The organism is Nocardioides sp. CPCC 206347 (genome assembly GCF_048654605.1).
GTDB lineage: Bacteria > Actinomycetota > Actinomycetes > Propionibacteriales > Nocardioidaceae > Nocardioides.
Genome location: NZ_JBMCYZ010000004.1, coordinates 135,041 through 154,517 on the forward strand (window position 1 = coordinate 135,041; position 19,477 = coordinate 154,517).

Annotated in this window: 19 protein-coding genes; 13 read left to right on the forward strand and 6 right to left on the reverse strand. The window is 70.6% G+C overall.

What is annotated here, in order from left to right; all coding sequences use genetic code 11:
* Window positions 1-125: 125 nt before the first annotated feature.
* Window positions 126-2,630, reverse strand: a complete 2,505-nt coding sequence (locus ACOACQ_RS14915) for a CHAT domain-containing protein (protein WP_420288641.1) — start codon at window positions 2,628-2,630, stop codon at window positions 126-128.
* 160 nt (window positions 2,631-2,790) lie between these two features.
* Between ACOACQ_RS14915 and ACOACQ_RS14920 the strand changes: the two genes are divergently transcribed.
* Window positions 2,791-4,191, forward strand: coding sequence for a S8 family peptidase (locus tag ACOACQ_RS14920; protein ID WP_420288642.1), 1,401 nt, complete (start codon window positions 2,791-2,793; stop codon window positions 4,189-4,191).
* Window positions 4,192-4,275: 84 nt separating this feature from the next.
* On the opposite strand, the gene ACOACQ_RS14925 is transcribed toward ACOACQ_RS14920, so the two are convergent.
* Both ACOACQ_RS14925 and ACOACQ_RS14930 read right to left on the reverse strand, forming a co-directional pair.
* Window positions 4,276-4,752, reverse strand: coding sequence for a hypothetical protein (locus tag ACOACQ_RS14925; RefSeq protein WP_420288643.1), 477 nt, complete (start codon window positions 4,750-4,752; stop codon window positions 4,276-4,278).
* Complete coding sequence (locus ACOACQ_RS14930) at window positions 4,752-5,336, reverse strand: RNA polymerase sigma factor (RefSeq protein ID WP_378598400.1); 585 nt, start codon at window positions 5,334-5,336, stop codon at window positions 4,752-4,754. Before ACOACQ_RS14930 ends, ACOACQ_RS14925 begins: the two co-directional genes overlap by 1 nt.
* A 190-nt stretch (window positions 5,337-5,526) precedes the next feature.
* Here ACOACQ_RS14930 and ACOACQ_RS14935 point away from each other — a divergent pair, with 190 nt between their 5' ends.
* From ACOACQ_RS14935 to ACOACQ_RS14950, 4 genes are all read left to right on the forward strand, one after another.
* Window positions 5,527-5,856, forward strand: a complete 330-nt coding sequence (locus tag ACOACQ_RS14935) for a hypothetical protein (RefSeq protein WP_378598402.1) — start codon at window positions 5,527-5,529, stop codon at window positions 5,854-5,856.
* Window positions 5,857-5,890: 34 nt separating this feature from the next.
* Complete coding sequence (locus ACOACQ_RS14940) at window positions 5,891-6,277, forward strand: hypothetical protein (RefSeq protein WP_378598404.1); 387 nt, start codon at window positions 5,891-5,893, stop codon at window positions 6,275-6,277.
* On the forward strand, window positions 6,277-6,555 hold the full coding sequence (locus ACOACQ_RS14945) for a response regulator transcription factor (protein WP_378598405.1): 279 nt from the start codon (window positions 6,277-6,279) through the stop codon (window positions 6,553-6,555). The genes ACOACQ_RS14940 and ACOACQ_RS14945 overlap by 1 nt, the downstream gene beginning before the upstream one ends.
* A 173-nt stretch (window positions 6,556-6,728) precedes the next feature.
* Window positions 6,729-8,003 (forward strand): MFS transporter, encoded by a 1,275-nt coding sequence (locus tag ACOACQ_RS14950; protein WP_378598407.1) that lies wholly within the window; start codon window positions 6,729-6,731, stop codon window positions 8,001-8,003.
* On the opposite strand, the gene ACOACQ_RS14955 is transcribed toward ACOACQ_RS14950, so the two are convergent.
* Together ACOACQ_RS14955 and ACOACQ_RS14960 are read right to left on the reverse strand one after the other, a co-directional pair.
* Entirely contained in the window at window positions 7,933-8,964 is a 1,032-nt protein-coding gene (locus tag ACOACQ_RS14955; RefSeq protein WP_378598409.1) for an SMP-30/gluconolactonase/LRE family protein, read from the reverse strand. The genes ACOACQ_RS14950 and ACOACQ_RS14955 overlap by 71 nt on opposite strands.
* Window positions 8,964-10,478: a flavin monoamine oxidase family protein gene (locus ACOACQ_RS14960; protein ID WP_378598411.1), complete on the reverse strand. Its 1,515-nt coding sequence runs from the start codon at window positions 10,476-10,478 to the stop codon at window positions 8,964-8,966. The genes ACOACQ_RS14955 and ACOACQ_RS14960 overlap by 1 nt, the downstream gene beginning before the upstream one ends.
* Before the next feature lie 87 nt (window positions 10,479-10,565).
* Between ACOACQ_RS14960 and ACOACQ_RS14965 the strand changes: the two genes are divergently transcribed.
* The 5 genes from ACOACQ_RS14965 (at window position 10,566) to ACOACQ_RS14985 (ending at window position 14,625) form a co-directional block, all read left to right on the forward strand.
* Entirely contained in the window at window positions 10,566-11,261 is a 696-nt protein-coding gene (locus tag ACOACQ_RS14965) for a TetR family transcriptional regulator (RefSeq protein ID WP_378598414.1), read from the forward strand.
* A complete protein-coding gene (locus ACOACQ_RS14970; protein ID WP_378598417.1) occupies window positions 11,258-11,914 on the forward strand; it encodes a class II aldolase/adducin family protein in 657 nt (218 codons plus the stop codon). The genes ACOACQ_RS14965 and ACOACQ_RS14970 overlap by 4 nt, the downstream gene beginning before the upstream one ends.
* On the forward strand, window positions 11,914-12,849 hold the full coding sequence (locus tag ACOACQ_RS14975; RefSeq protein WP_420288644.1) for a carbohydrate kinase family protein: 936 nt from the start codon (window positions 11,914-11,916) through the stop codon (window positions 12,847-12,849). Before ACOACQ_RS14970 ends, ACOACQ_RS14975 begins: the two co-directional genes overlap by 1 nt.
* Window positions 12,850-12,991: 142 nt before the next feature.
* Window positions 12,992-14,431 carry a fatty acid desaturase gene (locus ACOACQ_RS14980; protein ID WP_420288645.1) on the forward strand — a complete coding sequence of 480 codons (1,440 nt, stop codon included), beginning with the start codon at window positions 12,992-12,994 and terminating at the stop codon, window positions 14,429-14,431.
* On the forward strand, window positions 14,431-14,625 hold the full coding sequence (locus ACOACQ_RS14985) for a ferredoxin (protein ID WP_420288646.1): 195 nt from the start codon (window positions 14,431-14,433) through the stop codon (window positions 14,623-14,625). Before ACOACQ_RS14980 ends, ACOACQ_RS14985 begins: the two co-directional genes overlap by 1 nt.
* Window positions 14,626-14,657: 32 nt before the next feature.
* On the opposite strand, the gene ACOACQ_RS14990 is transcribed toward ACOACQ_RS14985, so the two are convergent.
* Window positions 14,658-15,884 carry a PucR family transcriptional regulator gene (locus ACOACQ_RS14990; RefSeq protein ID WP_378598430.1) on the reverse strand — a complete coding sequence of 409 codons (1,227 nt, stop codon included), beginning with the start codon at window positions 15,882-15,884 and terminating at the stop codon, window positions 14,658-14,660.
* 112 nt (window positions 15,885-15,996) lie between these two features.
* Here ACOACQ_RS14990 and ACOACQ_RS14995 point away from each other — a divergent pair, with 112 nt between their 5' ends.
* The 3 genes from ACOACQ_RS14995 (at window position 15,997) to ACOACQ_RS15005 (ending at window position 19,470) form a co-directional block, all read left to right on the forward strand.
* Window positions 15,997-17,769 (forward strand): FAD-dependent oxidoreductase, encoded by a 1,773-nt coding sequence (locus ACOACQ_RS14995; protein WP_420288647.1) that lies wholly within the window; start codon window positions 15,997-15,999, stop codon window positions 17,767-17,769.
* A gap of 86 nt (window positions 17,770-17,855) precedes the next feature.
* Window positions 17,856-18,614 carry an MlaE family ABC transporter permease gene (locus tag ACOACQ_RS15000; RefSeq protein WP_378598555.1) on the forward strand — a complete coding sequence of 253 codons (759 nt, stop codon included), beginning with the start codon at window positions 17,856-17,858 and terminating at the stop codon, window positions 18,612-18,614.
* Between the two features lie 16 nt (window positions 18,615-18,630).
* Window positions 18,631-19,470: an MlaE family ABC transporter permease gene (locus ACOACQ_RS15005; RefSeq protein WP_378598436.1), complete on the forward strand. Its 840-nt coding sequence runs from the start codon at window positions 18,631-18,633 to the stop codon at window positions 19,468-19,470.
* The last annotated feature ends 7 nt before the right edge of the window (window positions 19,471-19,477 follow it).

The following is a 19,477-nucleotide window of genomic DNA, read 5'->3' on the forward strand; positions in this document are numbered from 1 at the left end:
CTGTAACACGCTGTCCGCCCCTCTGGCCGACCGTTGCCCTCGCAAATTCGCGTCTGTGGCGGGTTGCTAGCACTGACATCGGTCGGGTAGTCGAGCGGACAGCGTGTTACAGCTCGCCCGCCCGCTCAGACGCCGAGGGCGAGGAAGGCCGCGGCGGTGGCGGCCTCGACCGAGCCGGGTACGGCGGCGCGTCGTACCTCGTGCAGGGCGGTGGCCGGATCGCTGCCGGCGGCGAGGACCGCGTGCAGGTCGACCATCAGGTCGGCGGTCGCGGTGTCGTTGACCTCGGCGACGCTGCTGACCAGGCCGGCAGTGCCGAGCGAGAAGAGGGCGGCAGCCAGGCCGAGCAGCTCCTCGGCGCCGACCGGTGCGAGCACACCGGACTCGCAGGCCGAGAGGACGACCCGGTACGGCGCCCGCTGGAGCCGTTCGAGGTCGTGCACCGTCAGCGGTCCGTCGGCGAGGTCGAGTGCGGAGAAGAGCGGACTGTCCGCACGGAACCGCCCGTGAGCAGCGAGGTGCACGAGGTCGGCGCCGTCGAGGTGAGTGAGGACGGCTTCGAGCGTGGCGTGGGCGCCGTCGAGGAGTACGGCGTCCGGGTGCCGCCTCGCGAGCACGGGCACCTCGGCGCCGCCGGTCGCCAGCCCAGGGCCGCAGATGAGAACGGTCCGCGGATCCGCAGGCCGTGCAGTGGCGCGAGCCCGCAGCAACTGCCCCGCCGACGGCACCACACTGAACGGCCGGTCGTGCAGAGCAGGAAGCAACGCCCACGGCAGTCCATGCAGCCGCGCGGTCGGGGCGATCACGACCGGGCCCTCCGGGATCAGCCGTACGGCGTCCCCGAGGATCGCGTCCTGCAGCCGCTGCCCGAGTGCAGTCAGGTCGGCGGGCCGCCCGCGTGAGGTGCGCCGGAGCAGCATCGCGGCGGGTCCGAGAAGCTCGCCCACCTCGGCCGTCGAACCCGCGATCCGCCGTCGCACCTTCCCGCCGTGCACGACGAGCACGTGCAGGGTCCCGTCGACGTCAACCAGCTCGACCAGGCAACCGTCCCCGACCGAGGCCACGACCTCCTCGGCGCTGACCGGCCGCTGCCGCTCGACCGAGTCCGCGGACAACGTGTGGTGCTCGGCCCGCACCGCCCGCTCCAGCCGCAACCGCTCCTTCTCGAGGTCCTCGGTCGGATCGCCGTCCTGACGGGCCTCCGCGAGCCGGCGACCGTTGTCGCGCAGGGCTGCGAGCGAGGCAGGGATCGTCGCCGCGTCGGACGTCGCGGGCGGTTGGGCAAGGGCGGTGGCGCGGGTGCGTTCGCTCCAACGGAGGAGCGTGCGCGGGTCGGTCGCTGCGTGGCGCAGGGCGATGGTCGTCAGCTCTCGACCATGGGTCGTCGCAAGGGCCCGGAGCTCTGAGGAGCCGATCAGGCGTCGGTGCTCGTCGATCGCGTCGAGGCCGGCGGTGGCCGCGCGCAGGACCCCGCCGCGGTCGTTCGAGTCCTCACGGGCGAGTGCTTGGGCATTCCACGCGCCAGCGCGCACCAACGCGTTGGGATGGTTGCGGTACGACGCAGCGCAAACCCAGAGATCGACGGCTTCCTGACCACGGGCCGCCCGGCCGGCGAGGGTCAGCGCGATCGGTGCTTCGACCGCCCGCTCCTCGTGGAGTTCCTCAGCGACCAGTCGCGCCTCGCGCGCCAGTCCCTGAGTTGCTCCGGTTGCGGCCCGAGCCCGCACGACCGTCAGCCGGGCCCGGCGCTCGAACCACTCCCGGCCCTGCCGACGAAACATCACACGGGCCGTGCGTGCCGGTTCGATCGCCGATTGCGGTTGCTGGTCAGCCACCAGCGCATCGGCGAGGGCCAGCTTGCGCTCGGCTTCAAACGCGGCGGTCAAGCGCAAGTCACTTCTGCCGAGCAGCGCCACCGCATCGGCGGTCATGCCTGCTGCGAGGTAACAGACCGCAAGCGGGCCGACGTCCTCGAATCGCAGCCAGCCCACCGATTCGCTTCCACGGACCGCCTCCGTCAGGCGTCGGAGGCCGCCGGAGACGTCCCCTCGCGCCATCGCGATCTCACCAAGGTTCGTGAGAGCGCTGAGCCGATCAGTCGTGTCTCCCAGTTGCTCCAGGATCTCCGCGGCTTCGAGCGCATGGCGCTCGGCCGCATCCACTCGGCCACGGACGAGCTCGATGTGCGCCAGCCACAGGTGGGAGCGCGCCTCCCAGACCCGGTTGCCCGTTTGCCGAAACTCGTCGAGTGCTCGGCCCATGACCGGGAGGGCTTCGTCGTACCTGCCCAGGGTCGTGAGGATGCCGGCCTGCCGCATGGCGACCTTCGCTGCGATCTCACCCGTGGCGCTCTCCAGCGCGCGATCGAACTGGAGAAGGCCGGCGCGCGGTCGGCCCGCCAGTACCAATGCTCCCGCCAGAGTGGCGCGCACGTCGCTCTCACGACCGTCGACCCCGCTCCTGATAGCCGCCCGGACGCCCTCCCGCAACACAGCGGTCGCCTCCACGGCCTGTCCGTCGCTACGCAGGACGATGCCCAGCGCCTGGCACGCAAAGGACCGGAGGAGGTCGTCCGGGGCGCTGGCGAGGATCGCCCGAGCCCGTTCGCCCGCCTCTCCAGGACGATCCATCGCGAGCTCCAGAAGTTCCTGCATGGTTTCCTCGCGAGCGTCGAGAGCACCGCTCTTTACGGGCGGTTCGGGGCACCACTACGTTAGCGGCGGCGGTGAGCTCGGACCGCCGTACCTCCAACTCCCAGGAGCGTCGATGAATGAGCCGGACCGTCCCCCCTTGTCCCGCAATCCGCTGACGTCACTCCTCGAGTGGCTGCGCCGCCAGCGCGGCGGTGGCCGTGCCCCGGTCAAGCCCGGCCGTAGCAAGGAACAGCTCGAACGCGAGAAACTCCGGGTCCAGGTCGGGGTGATCCGCCGATCTTTCCGCGGCGACGTCGCGGCCGCTGCCGCACGAGGCGGAGGTCGCGCAACGGACGACGCCGACACCGCCTACCTGTTCCGCCCGGACCACCTCCTGGTCCGGAACGACCGACGCGACGACTTTGCGCGATTCTTCGAGCAGCGCCGCGACGACTTCGAGGAACCGGTCGAATGGCCCGAGGACTCGGTGATCGACGGTCTGACCCTGGTTGCCATCCCGAAGCGCCGCGACCGCAAGGACTCCGTGCTGCGCACCCTTGACGAGATGGACCGGGAGTTCGGCGACGGCGCGGTCGCCACACCCGACCACATCCTGTACGTGACCGGTCGTCCCGGACTCTGCCCCGCGACGGAACCCGAGGAACCGCGGACGCACCGTCCGTGGCCGCCTCAGGCTGCCTCCAGTGGCGAGGTCGCCGCGACGGACAAGGTACGGGTGGCCGTGGTCGACACCGGCCTGTGGAAGGACGCCGTCGGCAGCGCGGAGTCCCCCTGGCTCGAAGCCGACGACATCTTCGCCGACGCCACCGACCTCGAGACGGTGAACCAGTCCGCCATTCACGAGTACGCGGGTCATGGGACCTTCGTCGCCGGCGTCATCAGCTGCATGGCTCCCGAGACCAGGGTCGAGGTCGAGGGCGTCCTGACCCACGGCGGCGCCGTGTACGAGTCGGCGATCTGCCGGCAGCTCCGCGAAGCACTCGAGGATCCCGATCACCCCGAGGTGATCAGCATCTCCGCCGGCACGCACACGCGCCGGGGACTGGCCATGCTCTCGTTCCTGATGCTGGCCGAGAGACACGAGCTCGCCACCCGGAACGACGTACTGATCGTGGCCGCCGCAGGCAACGACGAGAGTGACGAACCCTTCTGGCCAGCCGCCTTCGAGTGGGTCGTGGGCGTCGGCTCAGTGGATCCCGACAAGAAGGTCTCCGACTTCTCCAACTACGGCAAGGGCTGGGTCAACGTGTACGCCCGCGGCCGCGACCTGGTGAACGCCTTCCCCATCGGGACCTACACCTGCCACGAACCGCCGAACGAGACGAAGGTGCGCCACTTCAAGGGCCTGGCCCAGTGGAGCGGCACATCGTTCTCGACCCCGATCGTCACAGGCCTGATCGCGGCGGAGATGCGCGCGAACCGGACGCCGAGCCCGATGTCTGCCCGGGAGGCGTGGGACGCCGTCCTGAACACGGCGATCGACCACCACGACACCCGCATCAACGAGGACATCAAGATCGTGGGTCCGCTGACCTGAGGCCCGGGGGTTTCGAGGCTCGCTGCGCTCGCACCTCAACCACCGGGCGACTTCGCTGCGCTCGCACCTCAACCACCGGGCGAGCTACAGGGTGACCCAGGGGGTGGTCAGCGACCACTCGCCACGCGTGACCTCGAACCGCACCGACCCGGGCCCGACGTCGGAGAACCGGAAGAACCCGGCGGCGTCGGCCTCGACGGTCACGTCGTCGGCGTCGGGGCGGCGCAGGACGACGACGGCCGGACCCCTGTCCGACGCAGCGGAACCCTCGGCGATCACCTCGCCGAGGACCTCGTCCCCGTCGATCTCGATCTCCAGGACCAGGCCGCTGCGACCGAAGGACAGCGACCGCGGTCCCTCGGCGGCCGAGCGGACGGCAGCCCCGGCCTCGAGGGCGGAGTCGTGCAGCAGCTCGGCCAGCTCGGTGTCGATCGTGCGCCACGTGAACGCAGCCTGCGCAGCGGCGCGGCGTCGGTCGACGACCTCCGGCGCGGTCTCCGTCACGGCTTCGGAGAGCGCAGTCATCAGCTCGTCGTCGGTCAGCTCGTCCCAGTTGGTCATCAGCTCATCCCTCCCACGAGATCCGGACCGAGACCGCGCAGGGCGCGGGTACGTCGTAGCTGCTCCAGCGCCCGGGCGCGGGTGGGTCCGATGCTGCCGATCGGGATCCCGAGGCGTTCGCTGATCTGCTCGTAACCGACCGGGGGGTCGGCGAGCAGCAGGAGCAGGAGCTCGCGGCGGGCTGCCGGCAGCTCGGCCATGGCCTCGCGCAGGAGACGGTGGCGCTCGACAGCGAGCAGCTCGTCGTCCGCGACGTCGCCTTCGACCGCGTCCAGGCCGCCGTGGTCCTGGGGGTCGACCGGGCGGACCCGGCCCCGTGCGGTGAGCAGGCGCAGGCACTCGTTGCGGGTCGTCGTACGGATCCAGCCGGGAAGGGCGTCCGGTTCGCGGAGCGCACCCAGGTGTTCGACCAGGCGCAGCCACACGGTCTGACTGACGTCGTCACCGTCGGCCTCCGAGAGGCGGTAGCCGCGGACGAGGGCGTTGACGAGGGGCAGGAACCTGTCGACGATCGAGTTCCAGGCATCTTGGTCTCCTTCACGTGCCGCAGGGACGAGCGTCGACAACGGCGTAGTCACATCCACTCCCGACCTCCTCATCCAGCGTGCGCAGGATTCCTGTCGAAAGCATCGTCCCGCACATAGGACCCGCGAACCAGTGCCGGTGATACGTCGAAACAGGGGCACCTTCCGGTATCACCGGGCCGCGCCGTCCCCTCCTCCAGGGAAGCGAGCGGTGACCCCCACCGCACCCTTCCCGGAAGAGGTACGGCGCATGACACTCGAACTCAGCTACATCGCAGCCACGAGCCGGCTGGACCGGCTCGATCCCACCGAGCGCGCGCTGCTCCGGGTGATCGCGCTCGGCCAGTCAGGGGCCGACACCGAGGCCCTCGTCGCGGCCCGGCTCGGCATCACGCTGCAGGAGGCAACGGCCCTGTCCACGGCCCTCTTCGACAAGCTCGGGCTACGGCCGACGGCGCACCTCGGCAGGCACACGCTGGCGAAGCTCGTCCTGCGCCGGCGAGGTCTTCCAAGAATTTCCGAAGTCGGCGTATCAGCGGGGGGTGGCCAGTCCTCCTCCTTCCGTGAAACCGAGCGGTGACTCCCCACCGCCCCTCCCCGGAAGGAACAACGTCATGACCTGGAACGAGACCCACGAACGCATCCGCATCTTCCACGAGGTCGAAGCGGTCGCCGCCGCCGACATGAGCGGCGCCGTCCCGTGGCGCGAGGAATGGGCGCCGTACTTCAACGGCCCCGCCGGCCTGGTGGCCGCCCTCCGCGCCCGCTGGAACCACATGTGCGAGGCACAGCTCGACATCCGGACGAACGAGGACGAGCTGAACGAGACCAGCGCCCGCCTGCGCCGGTCCGAGGCCGGGATCCTCGAGATCCTCAAGAACGCCGCGGGCGGGATCACCCCGTCCATGGTCCTGACACTGGCGGGGCCGCGGAACGCTCCCTCTCCCCGTGAGCGGTCCCGCCGGTTCCAGTTCCACGGCGGACCCGTCATCCCGGCCTGATGACGACCACGATGATGGATCTCGGGGCAACGTACGTGGCGGCGACGAGTCGGCTCGACCGGCTCAGTCGTCGGGAACGCCAGGTACTGCACCAGATCGCCCTGGGCCAGTCCAACGCAGGCATCGCGGCTCAGCTGTGCCTGTCGCGGAAGTCGGTCGAGGCACTGTGCACGCACATCTTCGACAAGCTCGAGCTCGAACCCTCACAGCACCTGAACCGACGTGTGCTTGCGGTCCTCACCCTCCTCCAGGCGCGTTCGCGCCGGACGACGGACTGAGCGGACCGCACGCACCAGCGTCGCCGACCAGTGGGGGTCCGGGCGACGCACGAAAAAAGGGAAACACCGACCGAGAAGGGCTCCGGGGCCCGATGCGGTCGGTGTTTCCCTGCGTTCGGGTACGTCTTTCGGGTGCCGACGGGTACGTCGGCAGCCCGACCTAGGCTGCGTGGGTGCTCGGTCCACACGCCTCTCCGCTCCGCATCCCCGACTTCCGCTGGCTCGTCGGCGGGGTCACCGTCAGCGCCCTCGGTTCGGCGATGGCCCCGGTGGCGCTGGCGTTCGCGGTGCTCGACCTCGGCGGGTCCGCCACCCAGCTCGGCCTCGTCGTCGCCGCCTTCTCCGCGGCCGAGGTCGTCACCATCCTGTACGGCGGTGTGCTCGGGGACCGGCTGCCGCGACAGCTCCTGATGCAGGGCTCCGCCGCGGCCACCTGCATCAGCCAGGCCATCTGCGCGACGGTGCTGATCACCGGGCACGGTTCGATCCTGTTCCTCACCCTGATCGGGGTGCTCAACGGCTGTCTCGGTGCGCTCGCCCAGCCCGCGTCGAACTCGCTGACACGCTTCACGGTCCCCGCGGAGCTGCTGGCGCGCGCGGTCGTGGTCCGCAGCCTGGCCAACCAGACGTCGTACGCCGTGGGGTTCGCGGTGGCCGGCATCATCGTGGCCGTCGCCGGGCCGGGTTGGGCGATCGCCGTCGACGCGGCGTCGTACGCCTTCGCCGCGGCCTTCTTCTCGCTGATCCGGGTCGCTGCCCCGTCCCGGGGCGAGCGCGAGCGGCTGCTCAGCGAGCTGGCCGACGGCGCCCGTGAGGTGCTGCGCCACAGCTGGTTGTGGCTGCTCATCACGCAGGCGCTGCTCTACCACCTGTGCTTCGGCGGGGTGCAGGGCGTGCTCGGCCCGATCGTCGTCGGCGACACCTGGGGCGAGGAGGCGTGGGGCTGGGCGCTGGCCTCGATGATGGCCGGCTTCGTGATCGGCGGGCTGGTCGCGCTGCGGTGGCGGCCGACGTTCCTGCTCCGGTGGGGCGTCCTGCTCCTGTCGCTCACCGCGGCGTTCCCGCTCGCGATGGCGCTGGCCGACCAGTTGCCTCTGGTGCTGCTCGGTGCGGCGGTGCACGGCGTCGGCCTGCAGCTGTTCAGCGTCAACTGGGACCTCGCGATCCAGGAGAACGTCGCCGAGGACATGCTGTCGCGGGTCTACGCGTTCGACCTCGTCGGCTCGTTCGTCTGTCGCCCGCTCGGCCTGGCGCTGACCGGGCCGGTCGTCGGCCTGGTCGGTACGGACCGCTGGCTGGTCGTCGTGGCCGCCGTGATCGGCCTCAGCTCGCTGGCCGCGCTGGCCCTGCCGTCGGTGTGGCGGCTGACCCGGCGGGTCAGCGCAGCGTCGACTGCGCCGGAAGGAACAGGGGAGCTCCGCGTTCCCCGACCTCGACGTCGAGGATGACGTGGTGGCTGGTGTTGCCGAGGATCGCCGACTGGTTCGCCACCAGCACCCGGGTGCCCAGGAAGGTCGCGTTCGACGGACTGTCGAACGGGACCGCCGAGCCCGTGGCGCGCATCCTGGCCAACACCTTCCCCGCGGGGCTGAGCTTGACCAGCTGGTTGGTACCGAGCAGCGAGAGGTAGATGTTGCCCGACCGAGCGATGCCGAACCCGTCGGGCAGGTCCAGCGGCCCGGACGTCCAGACCGTCCGCAGCGCACCGGGAGCACCGTTGCTCAGCACGGGGATCCGGTACAGGTGTCCACGCAGCAGCCCGAGCAGGTCTCCGGTCGTCTGCTGGCTGACCAGGAAGGAGCGCGTCCCCGGCTCGTAGACGATGCCGGTGGTGCCGAAGCCCGCGAGTCCGGCGAGCTTCGCGGAGCGCAGCCACACCCGCGGCGTGCCGCCAGCGGCCGGGATGCGCCAGATGACGTCCTGCCCGTAGTCGCTCAGGTAGAGCGCACCGCCCGGACCCCAGGCCGCGTAGTTCGGGATCGGGTGGCCGCCGCCGGGCAGGTCCGGAAGGGTCGCCTGGACCACGAACCGCCCGGTCGCCACGTCGAGCGTGAGCACGCGACTGCGCGACTTCTCGAGCAGCACCAGCCGGCCGCGCGCATCCGAGGTCGCGACCTGGACGCCGCGCGGCTTGGTGAGGTCCTGGCCGGGGACGGTCCACGAGCGCAGCGGGGCGCCGGACGCGGCGTACTCGAACACCCGCGAGGGCAAGGCGTCGCCCTTCGGGTTCGTGTAGGTGCCGGCGTAGACGCGGCCGTTCGTGTGGACGTGGACGTACGCCGGGAAGCCCGGCGACGGGACCTTCGCGTAGACCCGTGTGTGCCCCACGGCGCGCTCCGCAGCGGTGGCCGGGACCAACCCTGCGGCGGCGAGGAGCGCGACGAGGACCAGGAGCGTCGTACGGCGCATCAGAGCTTCGCCAGCGCCTCGGCGGCGGCCCGGTTGCCCGAGCGGACGGCCCCGTCCATGTAGCCGGTCCAGTACGTCGAGGTCTCGGTGCCGGCCCAGTGCACGCGCCCGAACGGCGCGCGGATGTGGCGACCGTAGGTGGCCATCACGTTGGGCGGGTACATCGCGACCGGGCCGCCGCGGGTCCAGCGCTCGCGGGTCCAGTCGTGCTCGGTGTACTCGATCGGGTGGAGTGCCTTCTCGCCGAACATCCGGGCGAAGCCCTCGAGCACGGCCTTGCGGCGCTCGGCCAGCGACAGGTTGCCGTACTGCGCCCAGGTCGAACCGCCGACGAACGCCAGCAGGATGCCGTGACTGGTGCCGGGCACGCCGTTGTCGAAGGCGGCGCGGACCGCGCCGGAGTCGGAGATGCCGAAGCCGGTGAGGCCGTCGGTGCGCCAGAACGGCGTCTCGTAGACGGCGTCGCACTTCATCAGGCGGCCCATCTGCATCTTCGTCAGCAGGGTACGACGACCGGCCGGCATGCCCGGCGAGAAGTCGATGTCGAGCACCTGCTTGGGCGGCGCGGACACGATGACGCGGCGGCAGGAGACCACGCCGCGGGCGGTGCGGACGCGGACCCGGCCGTCGACGTGGGCGATCTGGCTCACCGGCGCGTTCAGCGCGACCCGGTTGCCCAGGCCCTTGGCGAGGGCGAGCGGGATCCGCTGGGAGCCACCGACGAACCGGCTCTCCTGCGCGCCGTTGACGGTGTCGGAGTTGCGCTCGAAGGTGCCCACATGGGTCTCGTCGCCGGAGCAGGCGATGTAGTGGATGACGTAGAGCAGCGAGAGCTGGTCGGGATCGGAGCCGAAGCCGGGCTGCGTCCAGGCCCTGATGAGCGACTCGACGCCGCGGCTGTTCAGGGTGTTGCGACGGATCCAGTCACCGAGGGTGATCCGGTCCCACTCGGCAGCACGCGGGTGGGTCCACGGCGCTGCGACAGACATGCCCTTGGCGTAGCCGTTCAGCTTCTGCAGCAGGAGCAGCGCGTCGAGCAGGATCGTGGGGTCGGGCGGGACGGTGCCGGTGTAGGTCTGGCGGCCGAGCAGCGAGGAGATGTAGACGTTCTTGCCGGTGACGTACTCGTCGAAGGTGGCGACGCCGAGGCTGGTCGCGAGGTTCTTGATGTAGCGCTGGGTCGGGCCGATGAAGGCGCCGCCCGCCTCGATCGTGCCGCCGGTGCCGAGCGTGTGGTTGAGCACCCGGCCACCGACCCGGTTGCGTGCCTCGACGACCAGCACCGAGCGTCCGCTACGCGCCACCCGCGCGGCGGCGACCAGCCCGGCGATCCCGCCACCGACGACGACCACGTCGACCTTGGGCGGCAACGGTCCCTGCAGGGTCGCGGCGTTGACCTCGGCCTCGAGTGCCTCGGTCGCGAGCAGCCCGAGGGCGGCGGCGCCGCCCGCGAACAGGCCGCGCCTGCCCAGCGCGAACGCGCCCGGATCAGTCGCCAGTCGTGGGGTGCTCATCGTGACCTCCCGGCCCTTCGTCGTACGTCTTCCGGACGACTAAAGTGAATATGTGTCAGGTTCGGGTTCAGAGGCTACACTGCCCCCATGCCGTCGTCCATCACTTCCGGCCCTGCTGCGCCCGTCGACAGGTCAACGACCGAGCCGCCGTCCGGTGCCACACCGAGCCGCCGGCGGATGCCCACGCAGGCCCGGTCTCGCGAACGGGTCGAACGGATCCTCGACGCCACGGCGGGTCTCGTGCTCGTCGACGGGATCGACGGCCTCACCACCCGCGCGATCGCCGACGCCGCCGAGCTGCCGGTCGCCTCGCTCTACCAGTACTTCTCCGACAAGGAGGCAGTGCTCCTCGCCCTGTGCGAGCGCGACATGGCCGAGATGGACGACCAGGTCGCCCGCGACCTCGCGGCGATCTCCGACCTGACCATCGCCTCCCTGGTCGAGACCTCCATGCGGGCGTTCGTCGCCGTCTACCACCGCCGCCCCGCGTTCATGCAGATCTGGATGCGCGGGCGCACCAACAACGCCGTCTACGACTACGGCCGCCACCACAACAAGCGGATCGCGGAGAACCTCCTCGCCGTGGCCGCCGCAGCCGACCTCCTCGACACCAGCGCGTTCACCGCCGCCGAGCTCTCCGCCCTGGCCGAGCTGGCCGTCGAAGTGGGCGACCGCGCGTTCCAGCTGGCCTTCGAACGCGACCCGCGCGGCGACGACTTCCTCCTCGACCAGGCCATCGAGCTGGTGACCGGCTACCTCGAGCGCATCACGAAGAGCCGATGACCGCGGACCACCTGCGCGCCGGCGTCGCCGACGCCTGTCGCCGCCTCGCCGACGCCGGCCTGCTCATCGGTACGGCGGGCAACGTCAGCGCCCGGTCAGGTGACCTGGTAGCAGTGACCGCCACCGGCGTCACCCTCGGTGGCTGCACCGCCGCGGACGTGACCGTCGTCGACCTCACCGGCCGCGTGGTCGAGGGCACCCTCGCGCCCACCTCCGAGCTCGCCCTGCACCTCGGCGTGTACGCCGACGGGCCGGCTGAACAACGGGGGGCGGTCGTCCACACCCACGCTCCCTTCGCCACCGCCGTCGCCTGCGTCCTCGACGAGCTGCCGGTGCTCCACTACCAACAGCTCGCTCTCGGCGGCGCGATCCGCGTGGCGCCGTACGCCACCTTCGGGACGCCGGAGCTGGCCGAAGCGGTCCGCGACGCCCTCGCCGGCCGGGGCGCGGCGCTGCTGGCGAACCACGGCTCGGTGAGCATCGGCGGGAGCCTCGACCAGGCGGTCGACAACGCGCTGCTGCTCGAGTGGCTGTGCCAGCTGCACCACCGCGCCAGCGCCCTCGGCCCGCCGCGCGTCCTCACCGACGACCAACAGGCCGACGTCATCCGGGTCGCGCTCGAGCGCGGCTACGGCAGCACCCAGGAGATCTGATGAGCACCCCCAACGCCCCGATGCAGGTCGCCGCCGTCGGCGTCCACGTCCTCGACACGCACGTGCTCGGCATCGAGTCGATCCCCCCGGGCTCCGACGGCCAGCTCGTCGAGACGATCCGGATGTCGCCGGCCGGCACGGCGGGCGGCACGGCCGTGGTGCTGGCCCGGCTCGGCGCGCAGGTGCGGTCGTACGGCGCCGTCGGCACCGACCCCGTCGGCGACACGCTGCTCGCCCTCCTCGCCCGCGAGGGCGTCGACACGGGCGGACTGGTCCGCAAGGCGGAGGCGCAGACGTCCGCATCGGTGCTGCCCGTGCGGCCGAACGGCGACCGGCCGGCGTGGCACTGCATCGGAGCGAACGGTTCGTTCACGCTCGACGACCTGCCGGCCGACGTACTCGACGGCGTGACGCACCTGCACCTCGGCGGGCCTGAGTTCCTCGGCGGCGACGCGGCCGGCGAGCTGCTGGCCCGCGCCCGCGCGCTCGGCATCACCACCTCGGTCGACATCCTGGCGCCGGGCGACCCCGACATGCTGGCGTGGATCGGCGCAGCGCTGCCCCACACCGACTACCTGCTGCCCAACGACGAGCAGGTCCTCGGCTTCACGGGCGCGGCGTCCCTGGTGGACGGCGCGCGCGCCCTGGTCGACCTCGGCGCCGGTTGCGTGGCGGTGACCCAGGGAGCCCGTGGTGCGCTGGTCGTCAAGGCCGAGGGCGTGGCGGAGGTTCCGGCGTACTCCATCGACGTCGTCGACACGACCGGGTGCGGCGACGCGTTCTCCGCCGGTTTCCTGCGCGGCCTCTCGCTCGGCCTGCCCGCCACGGAGGCGGCAGCGCTCGGGTGCGCGACCGCCGCCCAGGTGGCCCAGGGGGTCGGTACCGACGCGGGCTCGTACGACCTGGCCGCCGTACAGGCCTTCCAGGACGCCTGACCGACGCCTGGACCCCGTTTGTGCAGTTCGCCAACGCACCCCGGCAACGTTGTGCGGGCGGCCTGAGATGACGACCTCGCTCCGGTGACACCTTGGAGGGCATACGGCGACATGGCCGTTTGCCCGAACCAGGAGGCCCCCGATGACGAACGTCGCAGCTGACGCCGCAGGCACCGCGCCGCGGTGGAAGGACAAGAAGCGCTACCTGTGGATGCTGGGACTCGTCGTCCCGACCCTGCCGCTGGCGGCCATCGCACTGCACCGCGCGACCGACCAGGCCGTGTGGCTGTGGCTGACGCCGGTGATGTTCTTCGTCGTCATCCCGGTGCTCGACCTGATCTCCGGGTACGACGACACGAACCCGCCGGACGAGGTGATCGAGGCCCTCGAGAACGACAGGTACTACCGCTGGGTGACCTACCTCTACCTGCCGGTGCAGTACACCGGCTTCATCCTCGCCATGGCCTACCTCGCCACCGCCGACCTGTCGGTCGCGGCCAAGATCGGCCTCGCCATCTCGATCGGCACCGTCGGCGGCGTGGCCATCAACACGGCCCACGAGCTGGGCCACAAGCGAGAGTCGGTCGAGCGCTGGGCGTCCAAGATCGCCCTCGCCCAGACCTTCTACGGCCACTTCTTCATCGAGCACAACCGCGGCCACCACGTCCGCGTCGCAACGCCCGAGGACCCCGCCAGCTCGCGGATGGGCGAGAGCGTCTACCGGTTCCTGCCGCGCACCGTCCGCGGCTCGCTGACGAGCGCGTGGCACCTCGAGGCCAAGCGGTACCAGCGCAAGGGCACCCACCCGTTCCACCTCGGCAACGACGTGCTCAACGCCTGGCTGATGTCCGTGGTCCTGTGGGGTGGCCTGATGCTCTGGCTCGGCCTCGCGTACGACGTCAACCCGCTCGCGCTGCTGCCGTACCTCGTCCTGCAGGCCGTGATGGGCTTCTCGCTCCTCGAGGTCGTCAACTACATGGAGCACTACGGCATGCTGCGCCAGAAGGTCGGGCCCCCGGAGAAGCAGCGCTTCGAGCGGGTCCAGCCGAGCCACTCGTGGAACTCGAACAACATCGCCACGAACGTGCTGCTCTACCACCTGCAGCGCCACAGCGACCACCACGCGAACCCGACCCGTCGCTACCAGACCCTGCGCGACTTCAAGGACGCTCCGGTGCTGCCCACCGGCTACACCGGGATGATCGTCGTCGCCATGTTCCCGCCGCTGTTCCGCCGGATGATGGACAAGCGCGTGGTCGCCCACTACGACGGCGACATCCGTCACGCGAACCTGCTGCCGAGCAAGCGCGAGAAGCTGCTGAGGAAGTACCCCGCCCCCGTCGCGGTCGTGGACGAGGTCCTCGAGGACGTCACGGCGCACACGTTCACCGACGAGGTGCTGGCCGCGAAGTGCCCCGGCTGCAGCTACACCTACGAGGTCGAGATCGGCAACGAGCTCGAGGGCTTCGCCGCCGGTACGGCGTGGAAGGACATCCCCGACGACTGGTGCTGCCCTGACTGCGGTGTCCGCGAGAAGGTCGACTTCGTGCCCGTCACCCCGAGCTCCCGGGTCGGTGCGTGATGAGGATCCACGCCGACAAGGCGAAGTGCGAGGGCCTCGGGATGTGCGAGTCGATGGCCAACGACTACTTCGAGGTCGACGAGGACGAGGACCTGGTGCAGGTGCTCGACGACTCCCCGCCGGAGGCCGACCGGGCGCACGTCTTTGCCGCCGTACAGGCCTGTCCCGTCCTGGCCCTCACCCTCGAGGGCTGACACTTCGGACCCCCATTTCCCACACTTCGTGCCTACCGGTGGAAGAGCTCGTGGTGGCGCAGGGCGATGGAGAGCTGGGGGCTGAGCTTCGCGATGGGGCGACCGAGGAGCTCTTCGGCCTGGCCCAGGCGGTAGCGGATCGTGTTGCGGTGCACGACCAGGAGGCGGGACGCCTCCTCGGCGCTGCCGCCACAGTCGAGGTACGCCGACAAGGTCTCGCGGATGCGCTGGGTGCCCTCGTCCTCCTCGGTCAGCGGTCCGAGCTGGCGGGCGACGAAGCGGTCGACGTCGGGCGAGCAGCCGAGCAGGACGGGGAGCTCGACGTCGGTGTAGAGGGTCAGCCAGGAGGCCGCGTCGGGGGTCGCCACCCGCAGCGCGCCGAGCGCCTCGCGATGGCTGGCCGCGAATCCGGCGATGCCGGTGGTCGAGGACCCGACCCCCACCGCGATGCTCTCGTGCCCGGGTCCCCCGGTGGTCGACGCCAAGGGCGACAGGTCCGGCGCGTCGCGGGTGCCGAGCCACATCCACAGCTGTCGCCCACCCGGCTTGACGACCAGCGGGTTGGCCGCGCCGACATGGCGGGCGAGCTCCAGGGCGAGTGACTCGAGCGAGCCGGCCCGTTCCGGATCGGTCACCGACAGGACGAAGGCCGTGTGGTGCACGGAGATCGGATAGCCACCCAGCGCACTCGAGGCCTCGCGGGGGTCGTCGAGCTCGCCCGCGAGGACCGCGCGCACCGATTCGTAGCGTTGCGCGGCAGCGCCGGCCAGTACCCGGCTGCGCGCCGCCTGGTAGACGTCGACCGACGCCGTGATCGAGCTGTCGAGCCACATGCCCGCGCGGTTCCAGAAGTGGATGAGCAGCTCGGCGTGGTCGATCTCGCCCGGCGGCGCCTCGGCGACGACCTCCCGCGCGTAGCCCCACACCTCCTGCTGGGCGACCCGGTAGAACCGGATCAGGATCTCCAGCGGCACCTGGCGATCGGCGACCTCTGCGGCCAGCCGATGGGCCGAGTCGACGAGACGGAAGTTCTGCTCGGGCTGGGCGAGGTCACCCAGGAAGGCGATCCAGTGGTCACGGACCGTCACGCTGATCGCGTCGCCCAACCCCTCGATCTCGGCGACCTCGGGGATCTCCGAGACGATCGCGCCGCTCACCCGTTCCACCCACGCGGCGACCTGCTCGGGCTGGCCCTGTTCGGCGATGTACCCGAGCAACCACGGCGCGAGGTGGGACGACGTGGACTTGCTGGACACCATGGGCGCCACCGTAGCCACGTCCAGCGTCTTTGTGCAGGGGGACAACGGGTCGGTGGTTCTTTGGTCGGCTGCCACGAGCGCCGTGACGCACGCCACCTGTCAGATGGACCCCATGCCAACGCGGACCCCTGCTGACCCGACCCAACTCGACTACGACGTCGTCGTCGTGGGCTCCGGTTTCGGCGGATCGGTGACCGCCCTCCGGCTCACCGAGAAGGGCTACCGCGTCTGCGTGGTCGAGGCGGGGCGCCGGTTCGCCGACGACGAGTTCGCGAAGACCTCCTGGGACGTGCGCCGCTTCCTGTTCGCACCGCGGCTCGGCTGCTTCGGGATCCAGCGGATCCGGTTGCTGCGCGACGTCGTCGTGCTCGCGGGCGCGGGGGTCGGCGGCGGGTCCCTCGTCTACGCGAACACCCTCTACGAACCCGCGTCCGACGCGTTCTACAACGACCCCCAGTGGCGGCACATCACCGACTGGAAGGCCGAGCTGGCGCCGTACTACGACCAGGCGAAGCGGATGCTCGGCGTGGTCGACAACCCGACCCTGACCGCGTCCGACGAGGTGATGAAGGCGGTCGCCGACGACATGGGGGTCGGCCACACCTTCCGGCCGACGCCGATCGGCGTCTGCTTCGGCGCGGGCGGCGAGAAGCAGCCCGGCCAGGCCGTCCCGGACCCGTACTTCGGTGGCGCCGGCCCCGAGCGCAACGGCTGCCTCGAGTGCGGCGAGTGCATGACCGGCTGCCGCCACAACGCCAAGAACACGCTGCTGAAGAACTACCTCTACCTCGCCGAGAAGGCCGGCGCCGAGGTCCGTGAGCGAACCACCGTCGCCGCGATCGTCCCCCGTCCCGAGGGTGGGTACGACGTCCGGACGCACCGTTCCGGAAGGTCGGCCCGACGCCAGGAGACCGTCACCGCCGGCCAGGTCGTGATGGCGGCCGGCACCTGGGGCACCCAGGAGCTCCTGCACGGCATGCAGTGCTCCGGCGACCTGCCGCGGCTCTCGGAGCGACTCGGCTACCTGACCCGCACCAACTCCGAGGCGCTGTGTGCGTCGAGCACGAAGATGCGCAACAAGGACAGGTACGACTTCCACCACGGCGTCGCGATCACCTCGTCGATCCACCCCGACCCGGTCACCCACATCGAACCGGTCCGCTACGGCAAGGGCTCGGGCCTGATGGGGATGCTGCTGACCCTGATGACCGACGGCGGCGGCCGCACGCCGCGCTGGCTGCGCTGGCTCGGCCAGGCGTTGCGCCACCCGGGCCTGCTGATCTCGACGATCGCCGGCCTCGGCTCGTGGCCCGAGCGCACGATCATCGCGCTGGTCATGCAGACCAACGACAACTCGATCACGGTGTTCCCGAAGAAGGGCCGGCCCGGTCGTCGTACCCGGTTGACGTCGAAGCAGGGCCACGGCGAGCCGAACCCGACCTGGGTCCCCGTCGGCAACGAGGTCGTGCGCAACATCAGCAAGCGGATCGACGGCGGTTCGTACAGCAGCACCGGCGAGATCTTCAACATCCCGATGACCGCGCACTTCCTCGGCGGCTGCCCCATCGGCGACTCGACCGAGACCGGCGTGATCGACGCCTACCACCGGGTCCACGGCCACCCGGGCCTGCACGTCGTCGACGGTGCCGCGATCTCCGCGAACCTCGGCGTGAACCCGAGCCTGACCATCACCGCCCAGGCCGAACGGGCCATGGCCGTGTGGCCGAACAAGGGCGAGGCCGACCTGCGGCCCGCACCCGGAGCCGCCTACCAGCGGCTCTCCCCGATCGCGCCGGTGCGGCCGGCCGTGCCGCCGACCGCACCGGCTGCCCTCCGCCTTCCGTTGTACGTCGTCGACAGCTCCGCTCACGGGGCCACCGCATGACGCTCGCGCCTGTCCGGGAACGCCCGGGTCCCGACGGCATGACGCCCGAGGCCCGGCAGATCGCCCGGGAAGCCGTGCGGTCGTCGATGCCGTTCAGGACGCTGGGCACCTTCGGTGACTTCTACAGCTTCGTCGGGACCGTCTTCAAGCAGATGTTCACGCGCAAGTTCCACTTCCGCGAGTTCATCTCGCAGGCGTGGTTCGTCACCAATGTGTCCTTCTGGCCGGCGCTACTGGTGTCGATCCCGTTCTGCGTCGTGATCATCTTCCAGGTCAACCAGCTGCTCATCCAGATCGGTGCGGTCGACCTCGCCGGCGCCGGAGCTGCCGTGGCCGTGGTGCGCGAGATCGGACCGATCGTGAGCGTCCTGGTCGTGGCGGGAGCGGGCGCGACCGCGATCTGCGCGGACCTCGGGTCGCGCAAGATCCGCGAGGAGATCGACGCCATGGTCACCCTCGGCATCGACCCGATCGAACGACTCGTGGTCCCCCGCGTCCTGGCGTCGACCCTGGTCGGTGTGGCGCTGAACGGGATGGTCACCGTGGTCGGCCTGGTCGGCGGGTACTTCTTCTCGGTCGTCCTGCAGGGCGCCACCCCCGGCCTCTACCTCTCCGACCTCACGCTGCTCGTCGGGCTGCCCGACTTCCTGGCCTCCGAGGCGAAGGCCGCGATCTTCGGGATGCTCGCCGGCCTCACCGCCTGCTACCTCGGCCTCAACGCCAAGGGCGGACCCAAGGGTGTCGGCGAGGCCGTGAACCAGACCGTGGTCTTCGCCTTCATGCTCCTGTTCGCCGCCAACAGCGTGATCTCCGCGCTGTTCCTCCAGATCAAGCTGGGTGCCTGAAAGTGATGACGTCCTGATGGCCACGATCAACCGCGCCGAGGTCTCCCGCCACCTGGCGAAGCCGACGGGTGCGTTGCGCAACCTGGGCGACCAGCTGTCGTTCCACGGCAACGCCTACTCGCACATGCCGCGGGCGCTGAAGCACTACCCGAAGGAGGTCGTGCGCCTCCTGGCCGAGGTGGCGCTCGGCTCGGGTGCGCTGGCGCTGATCGGCGGCACGGTGCTGGTCATCGGGTTCCTGACGGCGGCCTCGGGCATCGAGGTCGGCCTGCAGGCCTACACGTCCTTCGACAACATCGGCGTCTCGACGCTGTCCGGGTTCTTCTCGGCGTACTTCAACACCCGCGAGGTCGCACCGATCATCGCCGGCATCGCCCTCACCGCAACGGTCGGCGCGGGCTTCACCGCCCAGATCGGCGCCATGCGGGTCAGCGAGGAGATCGACGCGCTCGAGGTGATGGCGGTCCCGCCGGTCCCCTACCTCGTCACGACCCGGATCATCGCGGGACTCATCGCCGTCGTACCGCTCTTCGCGATCGCGCTGATGATGTGCTGGCTGGCGACCTATCTCGTGGTGACGGTCGGGTACGACCAGCCGCCCGGCACCTATCAGCACTACTTCGACACGTTCCTCGTCCCCAGCGACATCTTCCTGGCGATGGTGAAGGTGATCCTGATGGCGCTCGTGATCGTCTCGATCTGCTGCTACCACGGCTTCCGCGCGTCCGGCGGACCCGCCGGTGTGGGTGCCGCGGTCGGCAAGGCCGTCAGGTCCGCCCTGATCTGCACCATGTTCATCGACCTGATCTTCGCGATCGCCGTCTGGGGCGGTCCGTCGGTCCACATCGCGGGGTGAGCAGACG